Origin of the sequence: Pseudomonas sp. WS 5532, assembly GCF_012985445.1 — a bacterium.
Lineage (GTDB): Bacteria > Pseudomonadota > Gammaproteobacteria > Pseudomonadales > Pseudomonadaceae > Aquipseudomonas > Aquipseudomonas edaphica.
Genome location: NZ_JAAQWK010000004.1, coordinates 70,463 through 93,841 on the forward strand (window position 1 = coordinate 70,463; position 23,379 = coordinate 93,841).

At 60.3% G+C, this 23,379-nt stretch carries 21 protein-coding genes and 1 tRNA gene; 19 read left to right on the top strand and 3 right to left on the bottom strand.

Annotated features, from left to right (window positions below):
• The first annotated feature begins 37 nt into the window (after positions 1-37).
• From HBO23_RS09120 to HBO23_RS09160, 9 genes are all read left to right on the top strand, one after another.
• Positions 38-598, top strand: a complete 561-nt coding sequence (locus HBO23_RS09120) for a fimbrial protein (protein WP_017137809.1) — start codon at positions 38-40, stop codon at positions 596-598.
• A gap of 20 nt (positions 599-618) precedes the next feature.
• Complete coding sequence (locus HBO23_RS09125) at positions 619-3,222, top strand: outer membrane usher protein (RefSeq protein ID WP_170037824.1); 2,604 nt, start codon at positions 619-621, stop codon at positions 3,220-3,222.
• Positions 3,219-3,977 carry a fimbria/pilus periplasmic chaperone gene (locus HBO23_RS09130; protein WP_170037826.1) on the top strand — a complete coding sequence of 253 codons (759 nt, stop codon included), beginning with the start codon at positions 3,219-3,221 and terminating at the stop codon, positions 3,975-3,977. The genes HBO23_RS09125 and HBO23_RS09130 overlap by 4 nt, the downstream gene beginning before the upstream one ends.
• A 21-nt stretch (positions 3,978-3,998) precedes the next feature.
• Positions 3,999-4,583, top strand: coding sequence for a fimbrial protein (locus HBO23_RS09135; protein ID WP_026013763.1), 585 nt, complete (start codon positions 3,999-4,001; stop codon positions 4,581-4,583).
• 10 nt (positions 4,584-4,593) lie between these two features.
• The gene (locus HBO23_RS09140) at positions 4,594-5,088 is read left to right on the top strand and encodes a fimbrial protein (RefSeq protein WP_138450427.1); all 495 of its coding nucleotides are present in this window, start codon (positions 4,594-4,596) and stop codon (positions 5,086-5,088) included.
• A gap of 38 nt (positions 5,089-5,126) precedes the next feature.
• Positions 5,127-5,606, top strand: coding sequence for a fimbrial protein (locus tag HBO23_RS09145; RefSeq protein ID WP_138450429.1), 480 nt, complete (start codon positions 5,127-5,129; stop codon positions 5,604-5,606).
• An 11-nt stretch (positions 5,607-5,617) separates the two neighbouring features.
• Positions 5,618-6,154 (top strand): fimbrial protein, encoded by a 537-nt coding sequence (locus tag HBO23_RS09150; RefSeq protein WP_138450431.1) that lies wholly within the window; start codon positions 5,618-5,620, stop codon positions 6,152-6,154.
• A gap of 66 nt (positions 6,155-6,220) precedes the next feature.
• Positions 6,221-7,177 (top strand): fimbrial protein, encoded by a 957-nt coding sequence (locus tag HBO23_RS09155; RefSeq protein WP_138450433.1) that lies wholly within the window; start codon positions 6,221-6,223, stop codon positions 7,175-7,177.
• 80 nt (positions 7,178-7,257) lie between these two features.
• Complete coding sequence (locus tag HBO23_RS09160; protein WP_169984776.1) at positions 7,258-8,214, top strand: DMT family transporter; 957 nt, start codon at positions 7,258-7,260, stop codon at positions 8,212-8,214.
• Positions 8,215-8,322: 108 nt separating this feature from the next.
• Here HBO23_RS09160 and HBO23_RS09165 read toward each other — a convergent pair whose 3' ends face one another.
• Positions 8,323-9,711 carry a class II fumarate hydratase gene (locus HBO23_RS09165; protein ID WP_017137799.1) on the bottom strand — a complete coding sequence of 463 codons (1,389 nt, stop codon included), beginning with the start codon at positions 9,709-9,711 and terminating at the stop codon, positions 8,323-8,325.
• A gap of 320 nt (positions 9,712-10,031) precedes the next feature.
• Here HBO23_RS09165 and HBO23_RS09170 point away from each other — a divergent pair, with 320 nt between their 5' ends.
• The 7 genes from HBO23_RS09170 (at position 10,032) to HBO23_RS09200 (ending at position 17,894) form a co-directional block, all read left to right on the top strand.
• Positions 10,032-10,550, top strand: a complete 519-nt coding sequence (locus HBO23_RS09170; RefSeq protein WP_170037828.1) for a DUF2059 domain-containing protein — start codon at positions 10,032-10,034, stop codon at positions 10,548-10,550.
• A gap of 6 nt (positions 10,551-10,556) precedes the next feature.
• Positions 10,557-10,850, top strand: coding sequence for a BolA family protein (locus HBO23_RS09175; RefSeq protein WP_099548936.1), 294 nt, complete (start codon positions 10,557-10,559; stop codon positions 10,848-10,850).
• 276 nt (positions 10,851-11,126) lie between these two features.
• Positions 11,127-12,068, top strand: coding sequence for a rhodanese-related sulfurtransferase (locus tag HBO23_RS09180; RefSeq protein WP_170037830.1), 942 nt, complete (start codon positions 11,127-11,129; stop codon positions 12,066-12,068).
• A gap of 3 nt (positions 12,069-12,071) precedes the next feature.
• The gene (locus HBO23_RS09185; protein ID WP_017137795.1) at positions 12,072-12,710 is read left to right on the top strand and encodes a DsbA family protein; all 639 of its coding nucleotides are present in this window, start codon (positions 12,072-12,074) and stop codon (positions 12,708-12,710) included.
• A complete protein-coding gene (locus HBO23_RS09190) occupies positions 12,700-14,502 on the top strand; it encodes an ABC transporter ATP-binding protein (RefSeq protein ID WP_017137794.1) in 1,803 nt (600 codons plus the stop codon). Before HBO23_RS09185 ends, HBO23_RS09190 begins: the two co-directional genes overlap by 11 nt.
• A 65-nt stretch (positions 14,503-14,567) precedes the next feature.
• On the top strand, positions 14,568-17,042 hold the full coding sequence (locus HBO23_RS09195) for an EAL domain-containing protein (RefSeq protein ID WP_099548937.1): 2,475 nt from the start codon (positions 14,568-14,570) through the stop codon (positions 17,040-17,042).
• A 45-nt stretch (positions 17,043-17,087) separates the two neighbouring features.
• A complete protein-coding gene (locus HBO23_RS09200) occupies positions 17,088-17,894 on the top strand; it encodes an iron-containing redox enzyme family protein (RefSeq protein ID WP_017137792.1) in 807 nt (268 codons plus the stop codon).
• Positions 17,895-17,915: 21 nt separating this feature from the next.
• Here HBO23_RS09200 and HBO23_RS09205 read toward each other — a convergent pair whose 3' ends face one another.
• Together HBO23_RS09205 and lldD are read right to left on the bottom strand one after the other, a co-directional pair.
• Positions 17,916-18,842, bottom strand: coding sequence for a GGDEF domain-containing protein (locus HBO23_RS09205; RefSeq protein ID WP_017137791.1), 927 nt, complete (start codon positions 18,840-18,842; stop codon positions 17,916-17,918).
• Positions 18,843-19,124: 282 nt separating this feature from the next.
• Positions 19,125-20,267 (bottom strand): FMN-dependent L-lactate dehydrogenase LldD, encoded by a 1,143-nt coding sequence (lldD, locus tag HBO23_RS09210; protein ID WP_017137790.1) that lies wholly within the window; start codon positions 20,265-20,267, stop codon positions 19,125-19,127.
• Positions 20,268-20,368: 101 nt separating this feature from the next.
• Between lldD and HBO23_RS09215 the strand changes: the two genes are divergently transcribed.
• The 3 genes from HBO23_RS09215 (at position 20,369) to HBO23_RS09225 (ending at position 23,363) form a co-directional block, all read left to right on the top strand.
• Positions 20,369-21,265, top strand: coding sequence for a LysR family transcriptional regulator (locus HBO23_RS09215; protein WP_170037832.1), 897 nt, complete (start codon positions 20,369-20,371; stop codon positions 21,263-21,265).
• Positions 21,266-21,351: 86 nt separating this feature from the next.
• Positions 21,352-21,427: transfer RNA gene (locus HBO23_RS09220), tRNA-Asn, on the top strand.
• Positions 21,428-21,641: 214 nt separating this feature from the next.
• Positions 21,642-23,363: a ShlB/FhaC/HecB family hemolysin secretion/activation protein gene (locus tag HBO23_RS09225; protein ID WP_170037834.1), complete on the top strand. Its 1,722-nt coding sequence runs from the start codon at positions 21,642-21,644 to the stop codon at positions 23,361-23,363.
• The last annotated feature ends 16 nt before the right edge of the window (positions 23,364-23,379 follow it).

A 23,379-nucleotide genomic window follows, 5' to 3' on the forward strand; every position in this document is an offset into this window, starting at 1 on the left:
GCCACGTGTGGCGGGGGGACGCTGACGGGAGATCCAGGTGAAAACATTCCTACGTTTAGCTATCGCCTCTTCATTGACGACGTTGATCTGCCCTTACGCTCTGGCCCAGGACGCTTCGCAGGGTGAAGGCGTCGTCCTGTTGGGCGGAGAAGTCGTGGACTCAGCCTGCGGGCTGGAGCTGAGCAGTATCGATCAAACCATCGAGATGCCGTCGGAGCCAGTTGGCCGGCTGTTGCGCAACACGCGGGGAGAAGATCACCCGTTTCAGTTGCGTTTGGTCAACTGCTCACTGACACGTCCGGACCCGTCGCGCCCAGGGGCAACCCTGCCTGACTGGGAGCACATGCGGGTGACGTTTGATGGGCCGACCGACCGGGCTGGGCTTTCCTTCGCTGTGTTCGGTGGCTCCCAGGGGGTTGCCCTGCACATTGTGGACGCGGCCGGCGAAGAGAGTATTCCCGGGCAGCGAATGTCGCCTACGCCACTGTCGGAGGGCGATATGACACTTAACTACAGGTTTTATCTGGTTGGCAATGGACTGCCACTGGTAGTGGGCGCCCACAGTGCCGCAGTGCGGTTCAAGTTGGAATACTTTTGAACATTGATGGACAGGCTTTCATGTTGAATACAGCGAAGATCAAAAACACGCTGCGCCCGAGTCTGTTTGGCGGGCTGATGTCTCTGGCGGGAACTGCATTGGGTGCCGGCGATATCGAGTTTAATACCGACGTTCTTGACTTGATTGATCGCACCAACATTGACTTGTCTCAATTTGCGCGCAGCGGGTTTATTTTGCCCGGCACGTACTCGATGGTCGTGCACATCAACGGCCAGCCAATTGCCGAACAATCGGTGGCGTTCTATCACCCCGATAATGATCCCAAAGGCAGTCAGGCGTGTTTATCTCGCAGCCTGGTGGAGCAGTTGGGGCTAAAAGCGGCGGATGCCGACAAACTTGCCTGGTGGAAGGGCGGCGAATGCCTTGATGTTCAAAGCTTGCCAGGCACCGAGGTCAGTGGCGACCTGGCCACGTCCACGCTGAGCATCAATCTGCCCCAGGCCTACCTCGAATACAGTGCCATCAACTGGGACCCGCCCTCGCGGTGGGACGAAGGGGTGCCGGGGTTGTTGGTTGACTACAGTCTGACGGCGCAGTCCAACTACCAGCGCGGCGATGGTAACCGCAATAACCTCAGTGGCAACGGCACCGTTGGCGCCAATGCCGGCGCCTGGCGGTTGCGGGCCGATTGGCAGGGGCGCGTCGAGCGTGGCCGGCAGGAAGCGGCCGGGCCGCAAAAGCTGGAGTGGAGTCGCTACTACGCGTACCGCGCCATTCCTGCGCTGAAGGCACGTTTGGTGGTGGGCGAGAACTACCTGTATTCGGACCTGTTCGACAGCTTCCGCTTTACCGGTGCCGCGCTCAACTCGGATGAAAGCCAGTTACCGCCCAACCTGCGTGGGTATGCGCCGGAAGTGGTCGGGGTGGCCAAGACCAATGCCAAAGTCATCATCAGCCAACAGGGCCGCGTGCTTTACGAAACCCTGGTAGCGGCGGGGCCTTTTCGTATTCAAGACTTGCAGGATGCAGTGACGGGCAAGCTCGATGTGCGGGTGGAAGAACAGGACGGCTCGGTCCACAGCTTCCAGATGGATACGGCCGGGGTTCCTTACCTTACCCGCCCGGGGCAAGTGCGTTACAAGCTGGCATCCGGGCGCCCGTCCAACCTTCAGCATGGCGGTGACGGCGACTTTTTCGGCACCGGGGAGTTTTCCTGGGGCATCAGCAATGGCTGGTCGTTATTTGGCGGCGGCATGACCGATAACAACTATCGGGCGTTGTCCGTGGGGGCGGGGCGCGACTTGCTGGCGTTCGGCGCGGTCTCGCTGGATGTGACGCAGTCTCACGCCGAGGTGTGGAACGAGACGCTGTCGGGCAAATCCTACCGCCTTCAATACTCCAAGAACTTTGAGCAGTACGACAGCCAGGTGACCTTCGCCGGTTACCGGTTCTCCGAGAAAAACTTCTTGAGCATGAGTGAATACCTGGATGCCCGGTATTACGGGCTGAACGGTGAACTCGGCGGGCGTGGTGATTACCGTGACCCGAGTGAGGGCTGGAAGCCGATTGGTGGCAGCAAGGCGCTGTACACGGTCACGGTCAACAAGCAGTTTCGTGACCTGGGCGCCACCGTCTACGCCAGCTACAACAAGCAAACCTACTGGGATAGGCCCGACACCCAGCGCTGGAACCTGTCGCTGTCGCGCTACTTCAACGTGGGCACGGTCAAGAACATGAGCCTGTCCTTGAACATGTACCGCACCCAGGAATACAACTACAAAGACAACGGCATGGCCGTCACGGTCAGCCTGCCGCTGGGGCGCACCGGCACATTGTCGATGGACGCCAACCGCACCGCCGGCAGGAACAACTTTGCGACGCGCTACAGCGATCGTCTCGATGAGCGCAACAGCTATCAGCTCAGTGCCAGCGATTCGTCCGCCAGCGGTTACTTGAGCCATATGGGCGACCAGGCCGATATCGACGTCAGCGCCAGCACGCAAGAGGGCGGCTACAGCAGCCTGGGTGTGTCGGCGCGTGGCGGTGGCACGGTCACGCAATATGGCGCGGCCTTGCACCGTACCACCAGTACCGGCGGCACGCGCCTGATGCTCGACACCGGCGGTGTACCCGACGTGCCGGTGCGCGGTTACGGCTCGCCGACCCGCAGCAATGCCTTCGGCAAAGCGGTTATTTCCGATATCAGCAGCTATCAGCGTACGGCAGCCAGCGTGGACCTGGAGCGCTTGCCGAGCACGGTCGAAGCCACTCAATCGGTCACGCAGTTGACGCTCACCGAAGGGGCGATTGGTTATCGCTCGCTGAGCGTGATTGCCGGTGAAAAAGCCATGGCGATTCTGCGCCTGCCGGATGGCAGTTCGCCGCCCTTTGGCGCCACGGTGAAGAACCTCAAGCAACAGGACACCGGCATTGTGAATGACGGCGGCAGTGTCTACCTCAGCGGCCTGCAGGCCGGCGAGCAGATGGTCGTCAGTTGGGGCGGCAACGAGCAATGCATCCTCACGCTCCCCACCGTTCTGCCCGTCGATGGCTTGACGCACGCCCTGCAGCTGCGCTGCCAGAGAGTTGCCGCTGCCCCATCCCTGCCCGAGCCAGCCACGCTGACCGGGGAGCTTACCGACACGGAGAACACAGCCTCATGAAGCTTGATATGCGCCTCACCTTCCCAGCGTTCGCGCTGCTGGCCCTAGGCTTGAGCCAGGGCGCCAGCGCCGCGGTTGGCCTGGATCGTACCCGGGTGATTTTCGATGGCGGCAAAGATGCCACCAGCGTGAACATCACCAACAACAATACTCAGCTGCCGTACCTGGCCCAGGGTTGGATCGAGGATGAAACCGGTAAAAAAATCAATTCACCCTTGATCGTGCTGCCGCCGGTCCAGCGCCTGGAACCCGGCAAACAAAGCCAGGTGAAAGTCCAGGCGCTGCCGGCCGCCAAGTCGTTGCCGCAGGACCGCGAGACGGTCTATTACTTCAATTTGCGCGAAATCCCGCCGCGCAGTGATAAATCCAACACCCTGCAAATTGCCCTGCAAACCCGCATCAAGTTGTTCTACCGCCCGGATGCGATTGCGCCGAGCCAGCAAGACCTGTCCAACCCCTGGCAGCAGAAACTGACCCTGACCCGCGAAGGCGATCAATACCGGGTCCATAACCCGACGCCGTACTACGTGACCCTGGTGGATGCACGTGCCAGCAAAGACGGTAAAACCGTGCCGGGCTTTGCGCCGGTGATGGTTCCCCCCAAGGACGCGCTGACCCTGGGCCCCAGTGCCAAGGCACTGGGTACGTCACCTTATCTGGCCTATGTGAATGATTACGGCGGCCGTCCACTCCTGGCGTTCACCTGCAATGGCAATACGTGCCAGGTCAACGCGCAGGCCTCAGCGCCGAAATGAGTAATGCTGCTGGAGAACATCATGAAGTCGCAAAGTGTGAAGGTCTTGGGCTGCCTGTTATGGGTCTTGGCGATGGGCGCGCACGCCGCCGACGATGACGAAGATATCGAAGGGATGAGCGGAATGTTGAATGTCCTCGGGGCCATGAATGAGTCGCCTTGCAGTCTGGATATGACCTCATTGCACCAGACGGTGGACCTGGACGCAGTGTCGACCAGCCATTTGCAACGGCCTGGTGATCAGGCGCCCGCCAAGGCTTTTCAACTGCGTTTTACCGACTGTATGCGCACCGCCGGTCGCGTGCGCAACGAACGCACGGGCAACCTGACATGGAGTGCTTACCAACCTGTGTTGTCGGTGGCGTTTGTCGCGCCGGCCGACGCCGATGATCCACGGTTGGTCAAAGTCCAGGGCATCACCGGGATGGGCCTGCAATTGACCGATCCCCTTGGCCGGGATGTACAGCTGGGCTCAAAGGGCGAACCGTTGATTCTGCCCGTGGGCCGCAATACCCAGACCTGGAATGTTCGGCCTACGCGCACCTCGGCGCCGTTGAGCAGTGGGGCTTTCAGGGCCGTGGTGGAATTCAGGCTCAACTATGAGTAAGGGCAGAGCGATGGCTAACTCAATCGGCCCGTGGGCCATTCTGATCGCTGGCAGCCTGCTGTTGGCTGTCAGCCAAGGCGTGCAGGCACAGACCAGTTTGACGATTCGCGCGGTCATCATTGCACCGCCGCCATGTGTGATTAACAGCGGCAATACGTTGGATGTACCGTTTGGCAACGACCTGCAGACGTCACGGGTGGACGGGGTCAATTATCGTCGCGATGTGCCGTATACCGTCACCTGCGATTCCCCCTACAGCAATGCGTTGACCCTGGCACTCAACGGCACCGGTGCAGCGTTTGACAGCCGCGTGCTCTCCACTCGCAAGCCCGACCTTGGGGTCAAGCTGTTCGTGAATGGCGCTGACTGGCCGCTCAATACCCGGGTGAATTTTACCTATCCCAATTTCCCTGTGGTGCAGGCGGTGCCAGTCAAGCGTGCGGGCAGCCAGCTGACCGGCGGGGCGTTCGATGCCACCGCGACCCTGGTGGTCGATTACCAATGACGGCGACCGATAACGGCTATCTCTATGAGGAACGATCAATGAAGGTTTGGCCACAGCGGGCCTTGCTCGCCCTGTGCTCCATCGGCCTGTGCAGTGGTGTGTCGGCCAACCTGACGTTCAGCGGCACGCTGAATGAACCTCCGCCCTGCACCATTGACGGCGGCAACACCATTGAAGTCGATTTTGGCGACGTCGGGGTCAAGCGCGTCGATGGGGTGAAATACCGCAAAGGCGTCGGCTACGCCATTAACTGTGGCACCGATACGCTGCCGTGGGAGTTGAAGCTAAGCGTCAACGGCACCGCCACCACGTTTGACGGCGCTGCTGTGCAGACCAGCGTGCCGGCGCTGGGCATTCGGGTTTTCCAGAACAGCCTGCCATTTCCACTCAATACGCCAATGGACATCAACCTGTCGTCCCCGCCGACCTTGGAGGTGGTGCCGGTGCAACAGCCTGGCGCGGTTCTGACCCCGGCGCGGTTTACGGCAGTGGCCACATTGTTGGCCGAATACCAGTAGGAGCTGAGTTGATGCGATATGAAATTGTGCATAAGGCCTGGCTGGCAGTGCTGCTCGGTTTAGGCCTGATCCCCATGGGGCATGCGGCGGACAACCTGAGCTTCAAGGGCAACCTGGTGGAAGAGGCCTGCACCATCCGTCCTGGTGATGAGGCCATAACCCTGGAACTCTGGGACCTGACCAGCAAGTACCTCTACCTCAACACGCGTTCAGTGGGTAAGCGCTTCCAGCTGCACCTGGAGGACTGTGACACCACCATTGGCGACTCGGTGACCATCATGTTCGGCGGTACGGAAAACCGCGAACTTCCGGGTTTGCTGGCGCTGGATGGTGGCAGTGGCGCCACGGGGATTGGCGTGGGCATAGAAACCCTGAGCGACAAGCCCTTGCCCTTGAATGCCGTCAGCGACAAACAGCTGTTGAGCGATGGCAACAATGTCATTGAGCTCAAAGCCTATGTGCAGGGCGAGCCGACCGCGATCAGGGATCAAACCATAGGGCACGGTGCGTATACGGTGACCTCTACTTTTACGTTGGACTACCCCTAGCGGCGAGCCGTCAGTCCAGACATGAATTGGTGGCATCCGGGTAGACAGGAGCAACGAGAGATAAACATGAAACGACTCTATGCAGCAGCAGTGCTTATCGTGCTGGCGGGTATGACGACGACCGCGTATGCCGTCGACTGTCGCGTAAATGGTGGGCCTTGGCAAAATGGCAACCCCAACCTGCAGGTTCCGGTCACGGTGACCCTGAGTGCAGACCGCACCCGGGTCATGTTGGAAGGGGCAAGGTTGGAATGTCGCTTCACTTACAGCGGCGGCCCCGCCTGGCATTCGGACTTCTGGGCAAGTGGGAGTGCTGCGGGTACCGCGTGGACGCCCGGGCCAAAGTTTGCCGGCGAAGGCACCGGTTTGCGCATCAACGGCTCGTTCTACAACACGCCCGTGCCCAGTGGCATAGCAATAGCCACGATTCCCAACAACGGGGTGTTTTACCCGATCAATGTCACCCCCTACATTCTGCTGCGTAATTATCCGTCCAACCCGTTCGATGTTCGCATCGGCGACAACCTCGGCCTGTTGCGCCTGACCAGCTCGAACAATTACGACGGCACCCGGCCACAGCTCACGGTGACCTACACGGCGGCCAACAACTTCACCGTCTCGCCCTCCACCTGCACCATCAACAATAACAACCCGATCGAGATCAACTTCGGCGACGTCCACCAACGCGCCATAGGCTCCGACCCGTTGACATCCTCCGTCGTCAGTAACCGCAGGCTGACCTACTCATGCCCCGACGGTGGGATCAACACACCGATCACCATTACCTACAAAGGCACCCGTTCCGCGTTCGACCCGCGCCTGCTGATCATGAGCAATCCCGATGTGGGCACGGCGTTGTTGCGCGGCGGTGCTGCAGTGTCTGTCAACGGCTCATTCCTCACCCGTATCACCAACAGTGTGGGCGGCGATGATGTGACGTTTTCGCTGGTGCGGCGCAATGGTTCACTGCCGACGCCTGGCGCCATCAGCGGCAGTGGTGTGTTGGTGATGGGGGTGCCCTGACCCCCAAATGATCGATACCCAAAGCACAACGCCTCGCCCTAGAATGCCAGCTCCTCCACCTCTGGCATTTTGGGGCGCTCATGCACATCTCTTCCGGTCGCTGGGTCTATGGTTTTGGCCTGACCCTGCTGACTGCGTTTCTCTGGGGCATTCTGCCGATCAAACTCAAGCAAGTATTGCAGGTGATGGACCCGATCACCGTCACCTGGTTTCGCCTGGTGGTGGCCGGCAGTTGCCTGTTTATCTACCTGGCGCTGAGCAAACGCTTGCCCAGTCGCAAGGTGCTTGGTCCCAGGGGCGGCTGGCTGGTGGCGATGGCCGTGTGTGGTTTGGTGGGCAACTACGTGTTGTACCTGGTGGGCCTGAAAATGCTCAGCCCCGGCACCGCGCAATTGGTGGTGCAGATGGGGCCGATTTTTTTGATGATCGCCAGTGTGTTCGTGTTCAAGGAGCGTTTCAGCCTGGGGCAGGGCATGGGGCTGGTGGTGCTGATCTTGGGCTTTGGTCTGTTCTTCAACCAGCGCCTGGCTGAGCTGCTGACCTCCATGGGCACCTACACGGCGGGCGTGTTGACGATCCTGCTGGCTACCACCATCTGGGTGTTCTACGCCCTGGGCCAGAAGCAGTTGCTGACGGTGTGGAATTCGCTGCAGGTGATGATGGTGATCTACTTGTCGTGCGCCCTGTTGCTCACGCCATGGGCACATCCGCTGGAGGCGTTGCAATTGAGTCCGCTGCAAGGCTGGTTGCTGCTTGCGTGCTGCATGAACACACTGGTGGCCTATGGTGCGTTTGCCGAAGCACTGGCGCATTGGGAGGCCTCGCGCGTCAGTGCGACCCTGGCGCTGACGCCGTTGGTGACCTTTGTGGCGGTGGCGGTGGCGGCGTGGCTGTGGCCGGACTATGTGCAGGCAGAAGAGATCAATGCCGTGGGCTATATAGGGGCATTGGTGGTGATGCTGGGTTCAGCGACGGTAGCACTGGCGCCGTCGCTGCTCGCCGGGCTCAAGGCCCGGCGGGTGCGTATGGCGTCTTAATACCTTATTAAGGACGAACACTCTCACTGTGGCGAGCAGGCTTGCCCTGCGTTGGGCTGCACAGCAGCCCCAGCCAGCTTTAACTGACTCACCGAGTCGCCAGTTCTCTCAGTGGCCGGCTTCCAGCATGTTCTCCGGGCGCACCCACTGGTCGAACTCTTCATCAGTCAGATAACCCAGGTCCAGCGCCGCCTGGCGTAGCGTCAAGCCTTCGGCGTACGCCTTCTTGGCAATCTGCGCCGACTTGTCGTAGCCGATATGCGGGTTGAGCGCCGTTACCAGCATCAAGCCGCGCTCCAGGTGCTCGGCCATTTGCTCGGCATCCGGCTCAAGGCCTGCGATGCAGTGCTCCTGGAAGTTGTTGCAGCCGTCGGCCAGCAGGCGGATCGATTCGAGCAGGTTGTGGATGATCACCGGCTTGTACACGTTCAGCTGCAAGTGCCCTTGACTGGCGGCGATGCCGATGGTCACGTCATTGCCCAGCACCTGGCAGGCCAGCATCGACAGCGCTTCGCACTGGGTGGGGTTGACCTTGCCGGGCATGATCGAGCTGCCCGGCTCATTGGCTGGCAGCTTGACCTCGGCCAGGCCTGCGCGTGGGCCGGAACCCAGCAGGCGCAGGTCGTTGGCGAGCTTCATCAGCGCCACCGCCAGGGTCTTCAGTGCGCCGTGCAGGGTGACCAGCGGTTCATGGCCGGAGAGGGCGGCGAACTTGTTGGGGGCGGTAACGAACGGCAAGCCGGACAAGGCCGCCAGCTCGGAGGCGATCGCCTCACCAAAGCCATGCGGCGAATTGAGCCCGGTGCCCACGGCGGTGCCGCCCTGGGCCAGCTCGCACACAGCGGGCAGGGCGCTACGGATGGCGCGCTCGGCGTAGTCGAGTTGGGCGATAAAGGCCGAGACTTCCTGGCCGAAGGTGATCGGCGTGGCATCCATCATATGGGTGCGGCCGGTTTTCACCAGTTTCATATGGCGTGCAGCCAGCTCGGCCAAACCGCCAGAAAGCGTGGCGATCGCCGGGAACAGGCGTTGATGAACCGCCTGCACCGCCGCAATGCTCATGGCCGTGGGAAAGCAGTCGTTGGAGCTTTGCGAGCGGTTCACATGGTCATTGGGATGCACCGGGCTTTTGCCGCCACGGGCCTTGCCCGACAGCTCGTTGGCGCGGCCGGCGATCACTTCATTGGCGTTCATATTGCTTTGGGTGCCGCTGCCGGTCTGCCATACCACCAGCGGGAACTGGTCGTCGTGCTGGCCATCGAGCACTTCATCGGCGGCCTGTTCGATCAGGCGGGCGATGTCGGCGGGCAAGTCGCCGTTGCGGTCGTTGACCCGTGCTGCGGCTTTCTTGATCAGGGCCAGCGCGTGCAACACCGCCAGCGGCATGCGTTGCTCGCCGATGGCGAAGTTCACCAGCGAGCGTTGGGTCTGGGCGCCCCAGTAAGCGTCATCCGGGACTTGGACGTCTCCCAGGCTGTCGGTTTCGATACGGCTCATCGGGCACACTCCTTCAGGTTCGTTTGCGCAGTTTAGGCTGTGATCCGTTGGTGGGGTTCCATAAAAGACTTTTCATCGAGGGTATTCCCATGCGGTTCAGGCCGCCTGTGATGGCGTCAACGGGTTGTCACTGATAAACCGCGGTGCTTGCATCGCAGCGGTGCGACGATTCGACAAGCCGGCTCGCATAGAAAGGCAGATCCCAGCCCCGTGCCCCCGCAAAACCAGGCTGAACAAGGCCTGGGGTTGAGCCGCAAGGTTTTTTAGGCGCAGAATGGTCGCCCTTGGGGTCTTACCTCGCCTGCTAGAAAGGAAACTCGATGACTCGTCTTCGTGCCATCTGTACCGCGGTTGCTCTGGTTTGCGCCAGCGGCCAGGTTTTTGCCGATACCGCCAGCCATAACGCCAGTGCCGAAGCCTTCCTGACCCTGGCCCACGCTGACAAGCTGGGTACCCCGGTGTACATGCAAGTGCAGCAAATGTTTGCCCAGCGTTTCGCCCAGACCAAGGCACCTGCCGCCAAGCAGTCCGTACTCGACAGCTACCAGGCCAAGGCCAATGCTGCGCTGGACCAGGCCATCGGCTGGCCGAAGCTGAAGCCGGACATGGTCAAGCTCTACACCACCAACTTCAGCGAATCCGAGCTCAAGGACCTGGTAGCCTTCTACCAGTCGCCGCTGGGCAAGAAAGTCCTGGAAAAAATGCCGCAACTGACCCAGCAATCGGCCCAGATGACCCAGGCCAAGCTGGAAAGCGCGGTACCTGTGGTGAACAAGCTGCTCGAAGACATGACCAACGAGCTGACGCCAAAAGCCCCGGCGCCGGTCAAGAAGAAGTAAACAGGAATGACTATGCAACAGCGTATCGAATCGGCACTCGTCGCCCTGAGCCCGGAATACTTGAGCGTGCTGGATGAAAGCCATATGCACAGCCGTGGGTTGCAGACCCACTTCAAGGCCGTGCTGGTCAGCCAGCAGTTCGAGGGGCTCAACCGCGTCAAGCGCCATCAGAAGGTCTATGCCACCCTGGCTGACCTGATGAGCGAATTCCATGCGTTGGCGCTGCATACCTACACGCCTGACGAATGGGCGAAAATCGACGCAGCCCCGGCCTCGCCGACCTGCGCCGGCGGGCACTGACACTGTGGCGCATGGGCGTTATGTGGCGAGGGAGCTTGCTCCCGTTGGGCTGCGCAGCAGCCCTGATGCCCATCACTGCGATCTTTGTGAAAGGTCACAATCGCCTTATCGGGGCCGCTTCGCAGCCCAGCGGGAGCAAGCTCCCTCGCCACAGTAAAGAGGCGGCCCATAAACGTCGCCAATTTTGTTAGAATCCGCAACGCGCCGCTTAGCCGGCGCGTTTTTTTTTGCATCCGGTTCACCCCTTACGAGGGTAGCCACCTGGAGAGAACACCCATGACTCAACCGATTGTCGTGGCGGCACTGTATAAGTTCGTCACCCTCGAAGATTACGTCGCCCTGCGCGAGCCACTGCTGCAGGCAATGGTCGATAACGGCATCAAAGGCACCTTGCTGATCGCCGAAGAAGGCATCAACGGCACCGTTTCCGGCAGCCGTGAAGGCATTGATGGTCTTATGGCCTGGCTCAAGAACGACCCACGCATGGACGACATCGACCACAAAGAGTCGTACTGCGACGATCAGCCGTTCTACCGCACCAAGGTCAAGCTCAAGAAAGAGATCGTGACCCTGGGCGTCGAAGGCGTTGACCCGAACAAAAAGGTCGGCACCTACGTCGACCCGCAGGACTGGAACGCGTTGATCAGCGACCCTGAAGTGCTGTTGATCGACACGCGCAACGACTACGAAGTGTCGATCGGCACCTTTGAAGGCGCAATCGACCCGAAAACCACCAGTTTTCGCGAATTTCCTGACTATATCAAAGCCAACTTCGACCCGGCCAGGCACAAGAAAGTCGCGATGTTCTGCACCGGCGGCATTCGTTGCGAGAAGGCTTCCAGCTACATGCTCAGCGAAGGTTTCGACGAGGTTTACCACCTTAAAGGCGGGATTCTGAAGTACCTCGAAGAGGTGCCGCAGGCAGAAACCAAATGGCAGGGCGACTGCTTTGTGTTCGACAATCGCGTGACCGTGCGTCACGACCTGAGCGAAGGCGACTACTATCAATGTCATGCCTGTCGCACACCGGTCAGCGTAGAAGACCGCGCGTCCGAGCATTATGTGGCTGGCATCAGTTGCCCGCATTGCTGGGATAAGCTGCCGGAGAAGACCCGTCGCAGCGCCATCGACCGGCAAAAGCAGATCGAACTGGCCAAGGCCCGCAACATGCCGCACCCGATTGGCTTCAACTACAAGCAAACCCCTTCCGAGGCCTGACCCATGCCCGCGCGCCTGCTCTATGTGATGGACCCGATGTGTTCCTGGTGCTGGGGCTTTGCCCCGGTGGCGCAGGCGCTGGTTGAGCAGGCCCAGGTGGCCGGCGTGGATGTGCACCTGGTGGTGGGCGGTTTGCGCACCGGCAGCGGCGCGGCACTCGAGCCGACTACGCGGCGCTATATCCTTGAGCACTGGCAGGCCGTTACCGACGCCACCGGCCAGCCGTTCAAGCGCGAAGGCGCGTTGCCCGACGGGTTTGTCTATGACACCGAGCCTGCGTGCCGCGCCATCGTCACCGCGCGCAGCCTGGCGCCCGATTGCGCCTGGACACTGCTGGGGCTGATCCAGCGTGCGTTTTATGTCGAGGGCCGCGATGTGACCCTTGCCAGCGTGCTGGTGGAACTGGCCGAGCAGGCGGGCATTCCGCGCATCGAGTTTGCCGGCGCTTTCGACCGCGCCGAGCAACATGCGGCGACGGCGGCTGACTTTACCTGGGTGCAGGACTTGGGCATCGCCGGTTTCCCGACGCTGCTGGCCGAGCGTAATGGCCAGCTGGCGTTGCTGACCAACGGTTATCAGCCGTTGTCCGAGCTGTCGCCCTTGCTCGCCCGATGGCTGGAGCGTGCCACCTGTGCAGGATGAGCCCAAACGCACCGACCGACTGACTTGGGCGGAAGTTCGCCGCCTGGCCCTGCGTCACAAGAAATCCCTGTGGATCGCCAATGGCGTTGCCGTGCTGGCGACCCTGTGCAGCGTGCCCATCCCTTTGCTGTTGCCGTTGCTGGTGGACGAAGTGCTGCTGGGCCACGGCGATGCTGCGCTCAAGGTGATGAACCACGCGTTGCCACTGGGTTGGCAGAAGGCAGCCGGTTATATCGGCCTGATGCTGTTGGTGACCTTATGCCTGCGCTGCGGTGCGCTGGTGTTTAACGTGGTGCAGGCGCGGCTGTTTGCGCGGCTGGCCAAGGACATTGTGTACCGCATCCGCGTGCGCCTGATCGAACGGCTCAAGCGGATTTCCCTGGGCGAATACGAAAGCCTGGGCAGTGGCACGGTGACCACGCATCTGGTCACCGACCTGGACACCCTGGACAAGTTTGTCGGCGAGACTCTCAGCCGCTTCCTGGTGGCCATGCTCACGCTGGTCGGTACCTCGGCGATTCTGGTGTGGATGCATTGGCAACTGGCACTGTTGATCCTGCTGTTCAACCCCTTGGTGATCTACGCTACGGTGCAGTTGGGCAAACGCGTCAAACACCTGAAGAAGCTCGAGAACGACAGCACTTCGCGCTTCACCCAGGCGCTGACCGAAACCCTCGACGCCATCCAGGAAGTGCGCGCCGGCAATCGCCAAGGCTTTTTCCTCGGGCGCCTGGGCCAGCGCGCCAAGGAAGTGCGCGACTACGCGATCCATTCGCAATGGAAAACCGATGCCTCCAGCCGCGCCAGTGGCTTGTTGTTCCAGTTCGGCATCGACATCTTCCGCGCGGCGGCGATGCTCACGGTGTTGTTTTCCGACCTGTCCATCGGCCAGATGCTCGCAGTGTTCAGCTACCTGTGGTTCATGATCGGCCCGGTGGAGCAGCTGCTGAACCTGCAATATGCCTACTACGCGGCGGGTGGTGCGCTGACGCGGATCAACGAGCTGCTGGCGCGGGCCGACGAGCCGCAATATGCCGGCGGCGAAGACCCGTTCACCGGGCGTGAGACCGTCGGCATCGAGGTGCGCGGCCTCAACTTCGGCTATGGCGAAGAGTTGGTACTCAACCAGTTGAACCTGGCTATCGCACCCGGCGAGAAGGTCGCGATTGTCGGCGCCAGCGGCGGCGGCAAAAGTACCCTGGTGCAACTGCTGTTGGGGCTCTATACCCCACAAGCGGGCAGTATCCGTTTCGGCGGTGCTACCCAGCAGGAAATCGGCCTGGCGACCATCCGCGAAAACGTCGCAGTGGTGCTGCAACACCCGGCGCTGTTCAACGACACCGTGCGCGCCAACTTGACCATGGGCCGCGCCCGCAGTGACCAAGCCTGTTGGCAGGCACTGGAAATCGCCCAGTTGGATGCTACCGTCAAGGCACTGCCCTTGGGCCTGGACAGTGTGGTGGGGCGCTCGGGGGTGCGCTTTTCCGGTGGGCAACGCCAACGCCTGGCGATTGCACGCATGGTGCTGGCCGAGCCCAAAGTGGTAATACTGGACGAGGCCACCTCGGCCCTGGACGCAGCCACCGAGTACAACCTGCACCAGGCGCTGGCGCGGTTTCTCAGTGGGCGTACTACACTGATCATCGCCCACAGGCTTTCTGCGGTGAAACAGGCCGACCGGGTACTGGTGTTTGATGGCGGGCATATCGCCGAAGATGGCGACCATCAGCAGTTGATTGCCGATGGAGGGTTATACGCCAAGCTCTACGGGCATCTGCAACAAGTGCGTTGATTTGGCTGAGCTATCGAGAGCGGATTCTCGCGTGCGTATCAAGCAGTGCATGTGCAAGGGATCTCATGAAGCAAAAGCGTACTCTCGCAGCGACGTTAAGCAAGCCTCGGTTGCTGGGCATTGTCTGGCCCTTTATCGCCGTCGTGCTGTTCCAGGCATTGCTGGGCTGCGTCAGCCTCTACATGCTGTCAGCGGTGCGCGGCTATGTAGCAGGCGAGAGCTTGTGGTCCAAGGGCCAGAAAGACGCCATCTACTATCTGAGCCTTTACGCCGATAACCGCGACGAAGCGACGTTCCTCAAATACCGGCAAGCCATCGCGGTGCCCCAGGGCGGCCATGAGCTGCGCGTCGCGCTGGACCGTCCCACGCCCGACCTTGCGGCCGCGCGCCTGGGCATCCTCAAGGGCGGCAACCACCCCGATGACGTGTCCAATCTGATCTGGCTGTACCTCAATTTTCGCCATTTCAGCTACCTGGAAAAAGCCATCGAGTTGTGGACCGTGGGCGATGGTTACCTGGTGCAACTGGATGACCTGGCCCAGGCGATGCACCGGGCGATCCGCAGTGATCAGGTCAGCCCTGGCGACATTGCTGGCTGGAAGACGCGCATCATCGCCATCAACGACGGCGTGACGCCAGCCGCCAAGGCCTTCAGCGATGCCTTGGGCGAAGGTTCGCGGATGATCCTGCGCCTGTTGCTGATCACCAACCTGGCCACCGCCCTGGGGTTGATCGTGCTGGCACTGCTGCGTACCCACAAACTGCTGACCCAGCGCCACGCCTTCGCCACCGCGTTGCAAGCCGAGAAGGAGCGGGCGCAGATCACCCTGGAGTCGATTGGCGACGGCGTGATCACCACGGATGTCGACGGCGCCATTGCCTACATGAACCCGGCGGCCGAGGCGCTGACCCATTGGAAGAACGCGCAGGCCCAAGGGTTGCCGCTGGCGGCGTTGTTCAACCTGCTTGATGAGAACGCCGAGCCCGATGGCTTCGCCCTGATTGAACACATTATCAAGGGTGAACTCAGCGGTGGCAGCGAGCATTCCAAGCTGATCCAGCGCGTGGACGGCAGCACGGTGTCAGTCACCCTGGTAGGTGCCCCGATCCGCAACGCCGGCAAGGTCAGCGGCGCGGTGCTGGTGTTGCACGACATGACCCAGGAGCGCCAGTACATCGCCAACCTGTCGTGGCAGGCGACCCACGATGCCTTGACTGGCCTGGCCAACCGCCGCGAATTCGAGTTCCGGCTGGAGCAGGTGCTGCAACAGGTAGCGCGCCAGCAGAGCGGGCGGCATGCCTTGATGTTCCTCGACCTCGACCAGTTCAAGCTGGTCAACGACACCTGCGGGCATGCGGCGGGCGATGAGCTGCTGCGGCATATCTGTGCGTTGCTGCAATCGGACCTGCGCGAAGGCGACACCCTGGCGCGCCTGGGCGGCGATGAATTCGGCATCCTGTTGGAGAACTGCCCGGCAGCGGTGGCGGAAAAGATCGCTGAAAGCCTGCGCCATACCGTGCAAAGCCTGCATTTTGTGTGGAAGGGCCGGCCGTTCATGACCACCGTGAGCATTGGTCTGGTGCATATCTCGCAATCGCCGACCACCCTGGAAACTTCGCTGCGCGCCGCTGATATGGCCTGTTATATGGCCAAGGAAAAGGGCCGTAACAGGGTGCAGGTCTACCATGCCGATGATTCGGAATTGTCCATGCGTTTTGGCGAAATGGCCTGGGTACAACGCCTGCACATGGCCCTGGAGGAAGATCGTTTTTGCCTCTACGCCCAGGAAATCTCGCCGTTGGGCCATACCGATGGTGGTAATGGTCATATTGAGATCCTCCTGCGCCTGCACGACGAGGCGGGTCGGATCATCTTGCCGGACAGTTTTATTCCGGCTGCAGAACGTTACGGTTTGATGACTTCGCTGGATCGTTGGGTCGTGGAAAACGTCTTTAAGATTATCGCCCGTTGTATGCAAGAGCGTGCAGGCCGTCCTATGGCTATGTGTGCGATTAATCTGTCAGGCATAACTATTGGCGATGATGATTTTCTCGGGTTTTTACGTGAGAAATTCGAGGCTTACAGCATTCCGCCGGAAATGATTTGTTTTGAAATAACAGAGACCAGCGCTATTGCCAATTTGGGCAGTGCAATCCGCTTTATTAATGAACTCAAGGCCTTAGGTTGCCATTTTTCACTTGATGACTTTTGTGCCGGAATGTCCTCGTTCGCTTATCTTAAACATTTACCTGTAGACTTCCTGAAGATCGACGGGAGTTTCGTAAAGGATATGCTGGACGACCCGATTAACCGTGCCATGGTCGAAGTGATCAACCACATCGGCCACGTCATGGGTAAGCGCACAATTGCCGAATTTGTTGAAACACCGCTGATCGAGCAAGCTTTACTTGAGATCGGTGTGGATTATGCTCAGGGCTACCTGATCGAACGTCCGCAATTGTTTACCTTTGATAGTCTGCAGTGCCGACCCGTGCGGCCGCAGCCACTGTTGCTAAAGGCGCCCGGCACATTCCGCTGAAGCATTCGACGGTCTGTACAATCACACTAGAAAAGGAGCCCTACAGTGATCGACACCTTCAACCGAACCGGCCCGCTTATGGAAGCCTCGAGTTACCCAGCCTGGGCGCAACAACTGATCCAGGACTGTAGCGAGAGCAAGCGCCGGGTTGTCGAACACGAACTGTACCAGCGCATGCGTGATAACACGCTCAGCGCCAAGACCATGCGCCACTACCTGATCGGTGGCTGGCCAGTGGTTGAACAGTTTGCCTTGTACATGGCACAGAACCTCACCAAGACCAAGTTTGCCCGTCATCCTGGGGAGGATATGGCGCGCCGGTGGCTGATGCGCAATATTCGCGTGGAACTCAACCACGCCGACTATTGGGTGCACTGGGCGCGCGCCCACGGTGTAAGCCTGGAAGAGTTGCAAGCGCAGAACGTACCACCGGAGTTGCACGCACTGAGTCACTGGTGCTGGCACACCAGCTCGGCCGATTCGTTGATCGTGGCGATTGCCGCGACCAACTACGCGATTGAGGGGGCGACTGGGGAGTGGTCTGCCGTGGTGTGTTCGACCGGCGTGTATGCGGCCGCCTTCCCTGAAGAAGACCGTAAACGCGCCATGAAGTGGTTGAAGATGCACGCGCAATACGACGATGCCCATCCTTGGGAAGCCCTGGAAATCATCTGCACCCTGGCCGGGATGAACCCGAGCAAGGCCTTGCAGGTAGAACTGCGTCAGGCGGTGTGCAAGAGCTACGACTACATGTACCTGTTTTTGGAAAGTTGCATGCGGTTGGAGAACGAAAAAGCAAAGGCGCCAGCAGTTGTTCGTGAACGTCAGGTTCGCGCCGCCAGCGAGGCGTGATGTAAGCGTGATGGCGGGGTTTTACCCCGCCATTGCCAAGCGGTTGCGGCCTTCGCGCTTTGCCACGTACAGGGCGTTATCGGCCCGCCGCAACAGGCTTTCTGCCGACTCGGCGGCCAACAGGGTCGAGCAACCCAGGCTCACCGTCAGTTCAATTCGCTTGCCATCGGCCCAATAGTCCTGAGCCTCTGCCGCCCGACGCAGGCGTTCGCCGACCATACCTGCCGCGTCCCGGCCGGTGTTCGACAGCAGGATCAGAAACTCTTCCCCGCCAAAGCGAAACACCATGTCCACATTGCGCAACTGGCTTTTGATCGAGTCGGCGACAGCGCGCAATACGATGTCGCCCGCTGCATGGCCGTGGGTGTCGTTGATTTTCTTGAAGTGGTCAATGTCCAGCATCAACAAAGACAGCGGGCTCAGGTGCCGCCGGGCCATGTCGATTTCCCGTTGCAGCGTCTGGTCCATCGCAATGCGGTTGCCGGTTTCGGTCAGCGGGTCACGCAGGGCGCTGCGGGTGGCGGCGCGGTAGAGCAGGGCGTTACGCATCGGGTACAGCAACGTCGACAGCAGTGACTCAAGTTGCGCCAACTCGTCGTCCAGCAAACGCTGGTTGCGCCGGAATATCAACTCGCCCAGATGCTCGCCTTCATGGCTCAAGGTGTAGCTCACCGAGTGATGCCCACGATGGCCGAACTCAAGGCGCAAGTCGCTGGCCTCATGGCGATATTGCAGCGCGTCCAACGGCACCAGCCGCTGAACTTCGCGAAAGAACAGCGCCAGAATGCGCTCCGGCTCAAGGCTGGTTTGCAACTGCTGGTTCAGTTGCTGACGAAGTTGCGCAAGTGTGGTGGGGCGACGTGGAAGCAGGGACGGCTGACCAAACCCCAGGCGTTGCAATTTGGCACTGTCGAAGTCAATTGCGTTGGTCTGGGTCGGTGATTTCATAAGCTGACGGCCTCTAAGCACTTAACTGTCTTACAGGCTGCACGAGAGCGGCAAATGCCAAGCGTCTTACTGTTCCTTCAGTTCCGTAAAACATTGGAAACAGTTTAAACCGCTTTGCCATGGGTTATAACCCCTGGGCCCTGCCACACGTCTTGTCATCGCTTAACCTGCTTGAAAGGGGTTAGAGCGAGATTCATGCCACTTTGTTTAACTTACAAAAACGCCTTATAAATCAACGACTGTTTTAAAAAACTCAACACAGTCGTTGTGCAGTGACGTCAGTTATTTGGCTGTTTGAACCAAGGTGGAGTGGTCAATCTGGTCAATCGAGGTGACGCCGGTCAAGGTCATGGCCACGCGCATCTCCTTGGCAAAGATATCCAGCAGGTTTTCCACCCCGGACTGGCCGGCGGCGGCCAGCGCATACACGGTCGAACGCCCCAGCAGGCAACCCTTGGCGCCCAGGGCGAGCATGCGTACTACGTCGAGCCCGGAGCGAATGCCGGAGTCCACCAGCACCGTGAGATCATCGCCCACGGCCTCGGCAATCGGCGGCAAGGCTTTGGCGGTCGACAACACACCATCGAGCTGGCGCCCACCGTGGTTGGAGACCACGATGCCGTCGGCACCGAAACTCACCGCGTCCTTGGCATCCTGGGGGTCAAGGATGCCCTTGATGATCATCGGGCCTTTCCAGAACTCACGGATCCACTCCAGGTCTTTCCAACTGATCGATGGGTCGAAATTATTCGCCAGCCAGCCGATGTAGTCTTCCAGGTGGGTGGGCTTGCCGAGGTATTTGGAGATATTGCCCAGATCATGAGGGCGGCCCATCAGGCCCACATCGAAGGCCCATTGCGGCTTGCACACCGCCTGCAGCATCCGGCGCTGCGCAGCATACGGCCCGGACATGCCCGAATGCGCATCACGGTAACGCGCGCCGGGTGTGGGCATATCGACGGTGAATACCAGCGTGGTCACGCCCGCTGCCTGGGCGCGCTCCAGCGCATTGCGCATAAAGCCGCGGTCCTTGAGCACATAGAGCTGGAACCAGATCGACTGCGGGCTTTGCGACGCCACCTCTTCAATCGGGCACACCGACACCGTCGACAGGCAGAACGGGATGCCCTTGTTGGCCGCCGCCTTGGCTGCCTGCACCTCACCACGTCGCGCGTACATGCCGGTCAGGCCCACGGGGCTGAGAATCACTGGCATGGCCAGCTCCTGGCCGAACAGCGTGGTCTTGAGGCTCAGGTTGTCGACATTGCGCAGGATGCGCTGGCGCAGGCTGATCTCGGCCAGGTCCGAACTGTTGGCGCGCAGGGTGTGCTCGGCGTAGGCGCCGCCGTCGATGTAATCGAACAGAAAGCGCGGCAGTTTGCGCTTGGCGGCTGCACGGTAGTCGGCGGCGGACGAGATGATCATGAACGGGTTCTCCACAGAGCTGGGTCGCACCACCATAAGCAAAAAGCTGGCATGATAAAAACAACTTTTATTACTAATACCCAGTCGCTATAGGAATACCGATGAACCTGAGAACCGTGCGGGCCTTTGTCGAAGTGGTGCGCCAGGGCGGTTTCTCCCAGGCGGCTGAGGTGGTGGCCCTGACTCAATCCACCGTGAGCAAGGCGGTCAAGACCCTCGAAGACGAGCTCGGCACGCCGCTGCTCAATCGCCTGGGCCACCGTAACGAGCTGACGGCCGCCGGCGAAATCGCCTACCGCCGCGCCCTGGTACTCCTCGCCGAGCACAACGACCTGGTGGCCGAGATCAACGACCTGCGCGGCCTCAAGCGCGGCGTGCTGCGCATCGGCCTGCCGCCGGTGGGCTGCGGCGTGCTGTTTGCGGCGATGTTCGCGGCGTACCGCAGCCGCTACCCGGAGATCGAGATCGAACTCACCGAATACGGCAGCAAAAAACTGCGCGAATGCCTGGAAGCCGGGGAGGTCGACCTTGCCGCACTGCTGTTGCCGGTGGACGAAGCCTTCGACTACCAGCCAGTGCGCAATGAACCGCTGATGGCGGTATTGCCCATCAGCCACCCACTGGCCCAGCGCAAACACATCGACTTCACCGACCTGGCCGATTCACCGTTCATCTTGTTCGAAGCCGGCTTCGCCCTGAACGCCAAGATCCTCGCCGCGTGTGAGCGCAAAGGCGTCACGCCCCGAGTGACCGCGCGCAGCGGGCAAATCGACTTTATCGTTGACCTGGTCTCAGCCGGGCTGGGCGTTGCGTTTCTGCCGCGCATGCTCGCGCTCAAACATCAACACGCGGGTATCGCCTTGATTGCGTTGGACGAACCACACACCGACTGGCATATCGCCCTGGCCTGGCGGGCCAGCGCACACCTGCCACCGGCGGCGCGTGCGTGGCTGGATCTGGCCAAGGAAATGGCCAAGGAAATGGCCAGCCCGGTGTAGCGGGCTGCGGCCGTAATTTGCAGGAATTCGTCAAAATGCTCCTCAATGCTTGACTTCTTCTTTTTAATCAGTAACATACGGCGCATTCCGCGATAGCTCAGTTGGTAGAGCAAATGACTGTTAATCATTGGGTCCCTGGTTCGAGTCCAGGTCGTGGAGCCAGATAGAGAAAAGCCTGCAGAGATGCAGGCTTTTTTTTTGCTTGGATTTTTTGAAATTTTTGTTAAGTGCATGATTTTAAAAAAACATAATTTTCAAACTGAACCTGATTTGTTTCACTTTTGAAACAAATTTGTACATTTTATTGACGCCATCAAAGTGCCATCCTAGAATCGCCGCCCATTGATAGCACAACGCTATGTAGAGGGATCTAGACATGTGGCGTTTGGAACGCCGGACCAGGTTTTGCCTGCTGTCCGTTTTTTTCTGCCTGGGCACCGCCGGATTAGCGCACGCCGCGCCCCCGCAGAGCACCCCCGGCATCACCGACCTGATCCGCGACCGTCAGGACCGCCTGCTCGAAGAGCAGCAGCGGCGCCTCGAAGAACTCAAGGATCTGCCCGGTAAATCCGCCGCCCCTGCAGCTCCGGCGACGCCTGCCGACACCCGTTGCTTCCCGATCAAAACCATCGAGCTCGCAGGCGCCGACGCCCTGTCCGTAGACGAGCGCAGCGCGCTGATCAAGCCTTACATCGGCCAATGCCTCGGCGTGCCGCAGCTCAACGAAGTGCTCAAGGTCATCACCGACCGCTACCTGGCCAAGGGCCTGGTCACCAGTCGCGCGTATCTGCCACAGCAAGACCTTTCCAGCGGCAACCTCAAAATTCAGGTAGTCGAGGGCAAACTCGAAAGCCTCAAAGGTGCCCAAAGCAGCGGCATCACCGACCGCCAACTGGCGATGAGCTTTCCCGGCAAACAAGGCGATTTGCTCAACCTGCGTGAAATCGAGCAGATGGTCGATCAGCTAAACCGTTTGCCCTCGAACCAGGCGCAGATGGAACTGGCGCCGGGCAAGGCCGTGGGCGGCAGTGATGTACTGGTCAAAAACACCCCGCAAAAGCCCTGGCGTGTCGGCCTGTCGCGGCACAACGGCGGCCAGCGCAGCACCGGCGAACAACAGTGGGGCGCCAGCCTCGACTGGGACAACCCGCTGGGCCTGGCCGACCAACTTTCGTTGCGTGGCGGCCACGATGCGGTTAGCGATCACCAGAAAACCTCGCGCAATTCGATGCTCAACTACAGCTTGCCCTTCGGCTGGTGGAACCTCACCTACAGCTACACCGAAAGCGAATACCGCTCTCGGGCCGAGGCCAACAACTTCAAGTTCAAGCAGACCGGCGACAGCCAGAGCCACCAGTTGCGCCTGGAGCGTGTCGTTCACCGCGACGCCTTGAGCAAAACCTCCCTGAGCACCGGCGTCGCCTACCTGCGCACCAATAACTTCATTGAAGACAGCAAGCTGGCGCTGAGCAGCAACCGCCTCAGCGAAGCCCAGTTCGGCATCAACCACGGCCGCCGTATTGGCAGTGCATTTCTCAACATCGACCTCGGCATGCAAGACGGCATCGGTGCCTTTGACGCCCAGGCCAATCACAACCCGCGCCACGGCCAGGCCGATGCGCGCTACCGCAAATACACCGCCACCGTCAGCTACCTGTACCCGTTCAAGCTGTGGGGCGAGTCCTTGAGCTTCAGCAGTTTGATGACCGGCCAGCACAGCGAAGATGTGCTGTTCAGCCCGCAGCGCATGAGCCTGGGTGGGCAGTCGTCGATCCGTGGCTACAAGGACCAGATGCTGTCCGGCGACAGCGGCGGCTACTGGCGCAACGACCTGCGCTGGAGCCGCCCGGTGACCTGGGCCTGGCTGCAACCGGTGCTCAGCGAATACGGCACCAGCCTAGGTTATGACCAGGGCGTGATCAGCCGCGACCGTTACAACGCCGAGCAGCATGGGCGCATGAGCAGCAACTCGGTGGAGCTGTTTGCCCGTGGCAAAAACGTCGCCGCCAGCGTGACCTTTGCCCACTCTTTGGAACGACCGGCCGCTATCACAGAGCGTGAAGCGCCGATCTATTTCCGTATGGATTTTTTCCTTTAATTTTTTTACCGCCTTC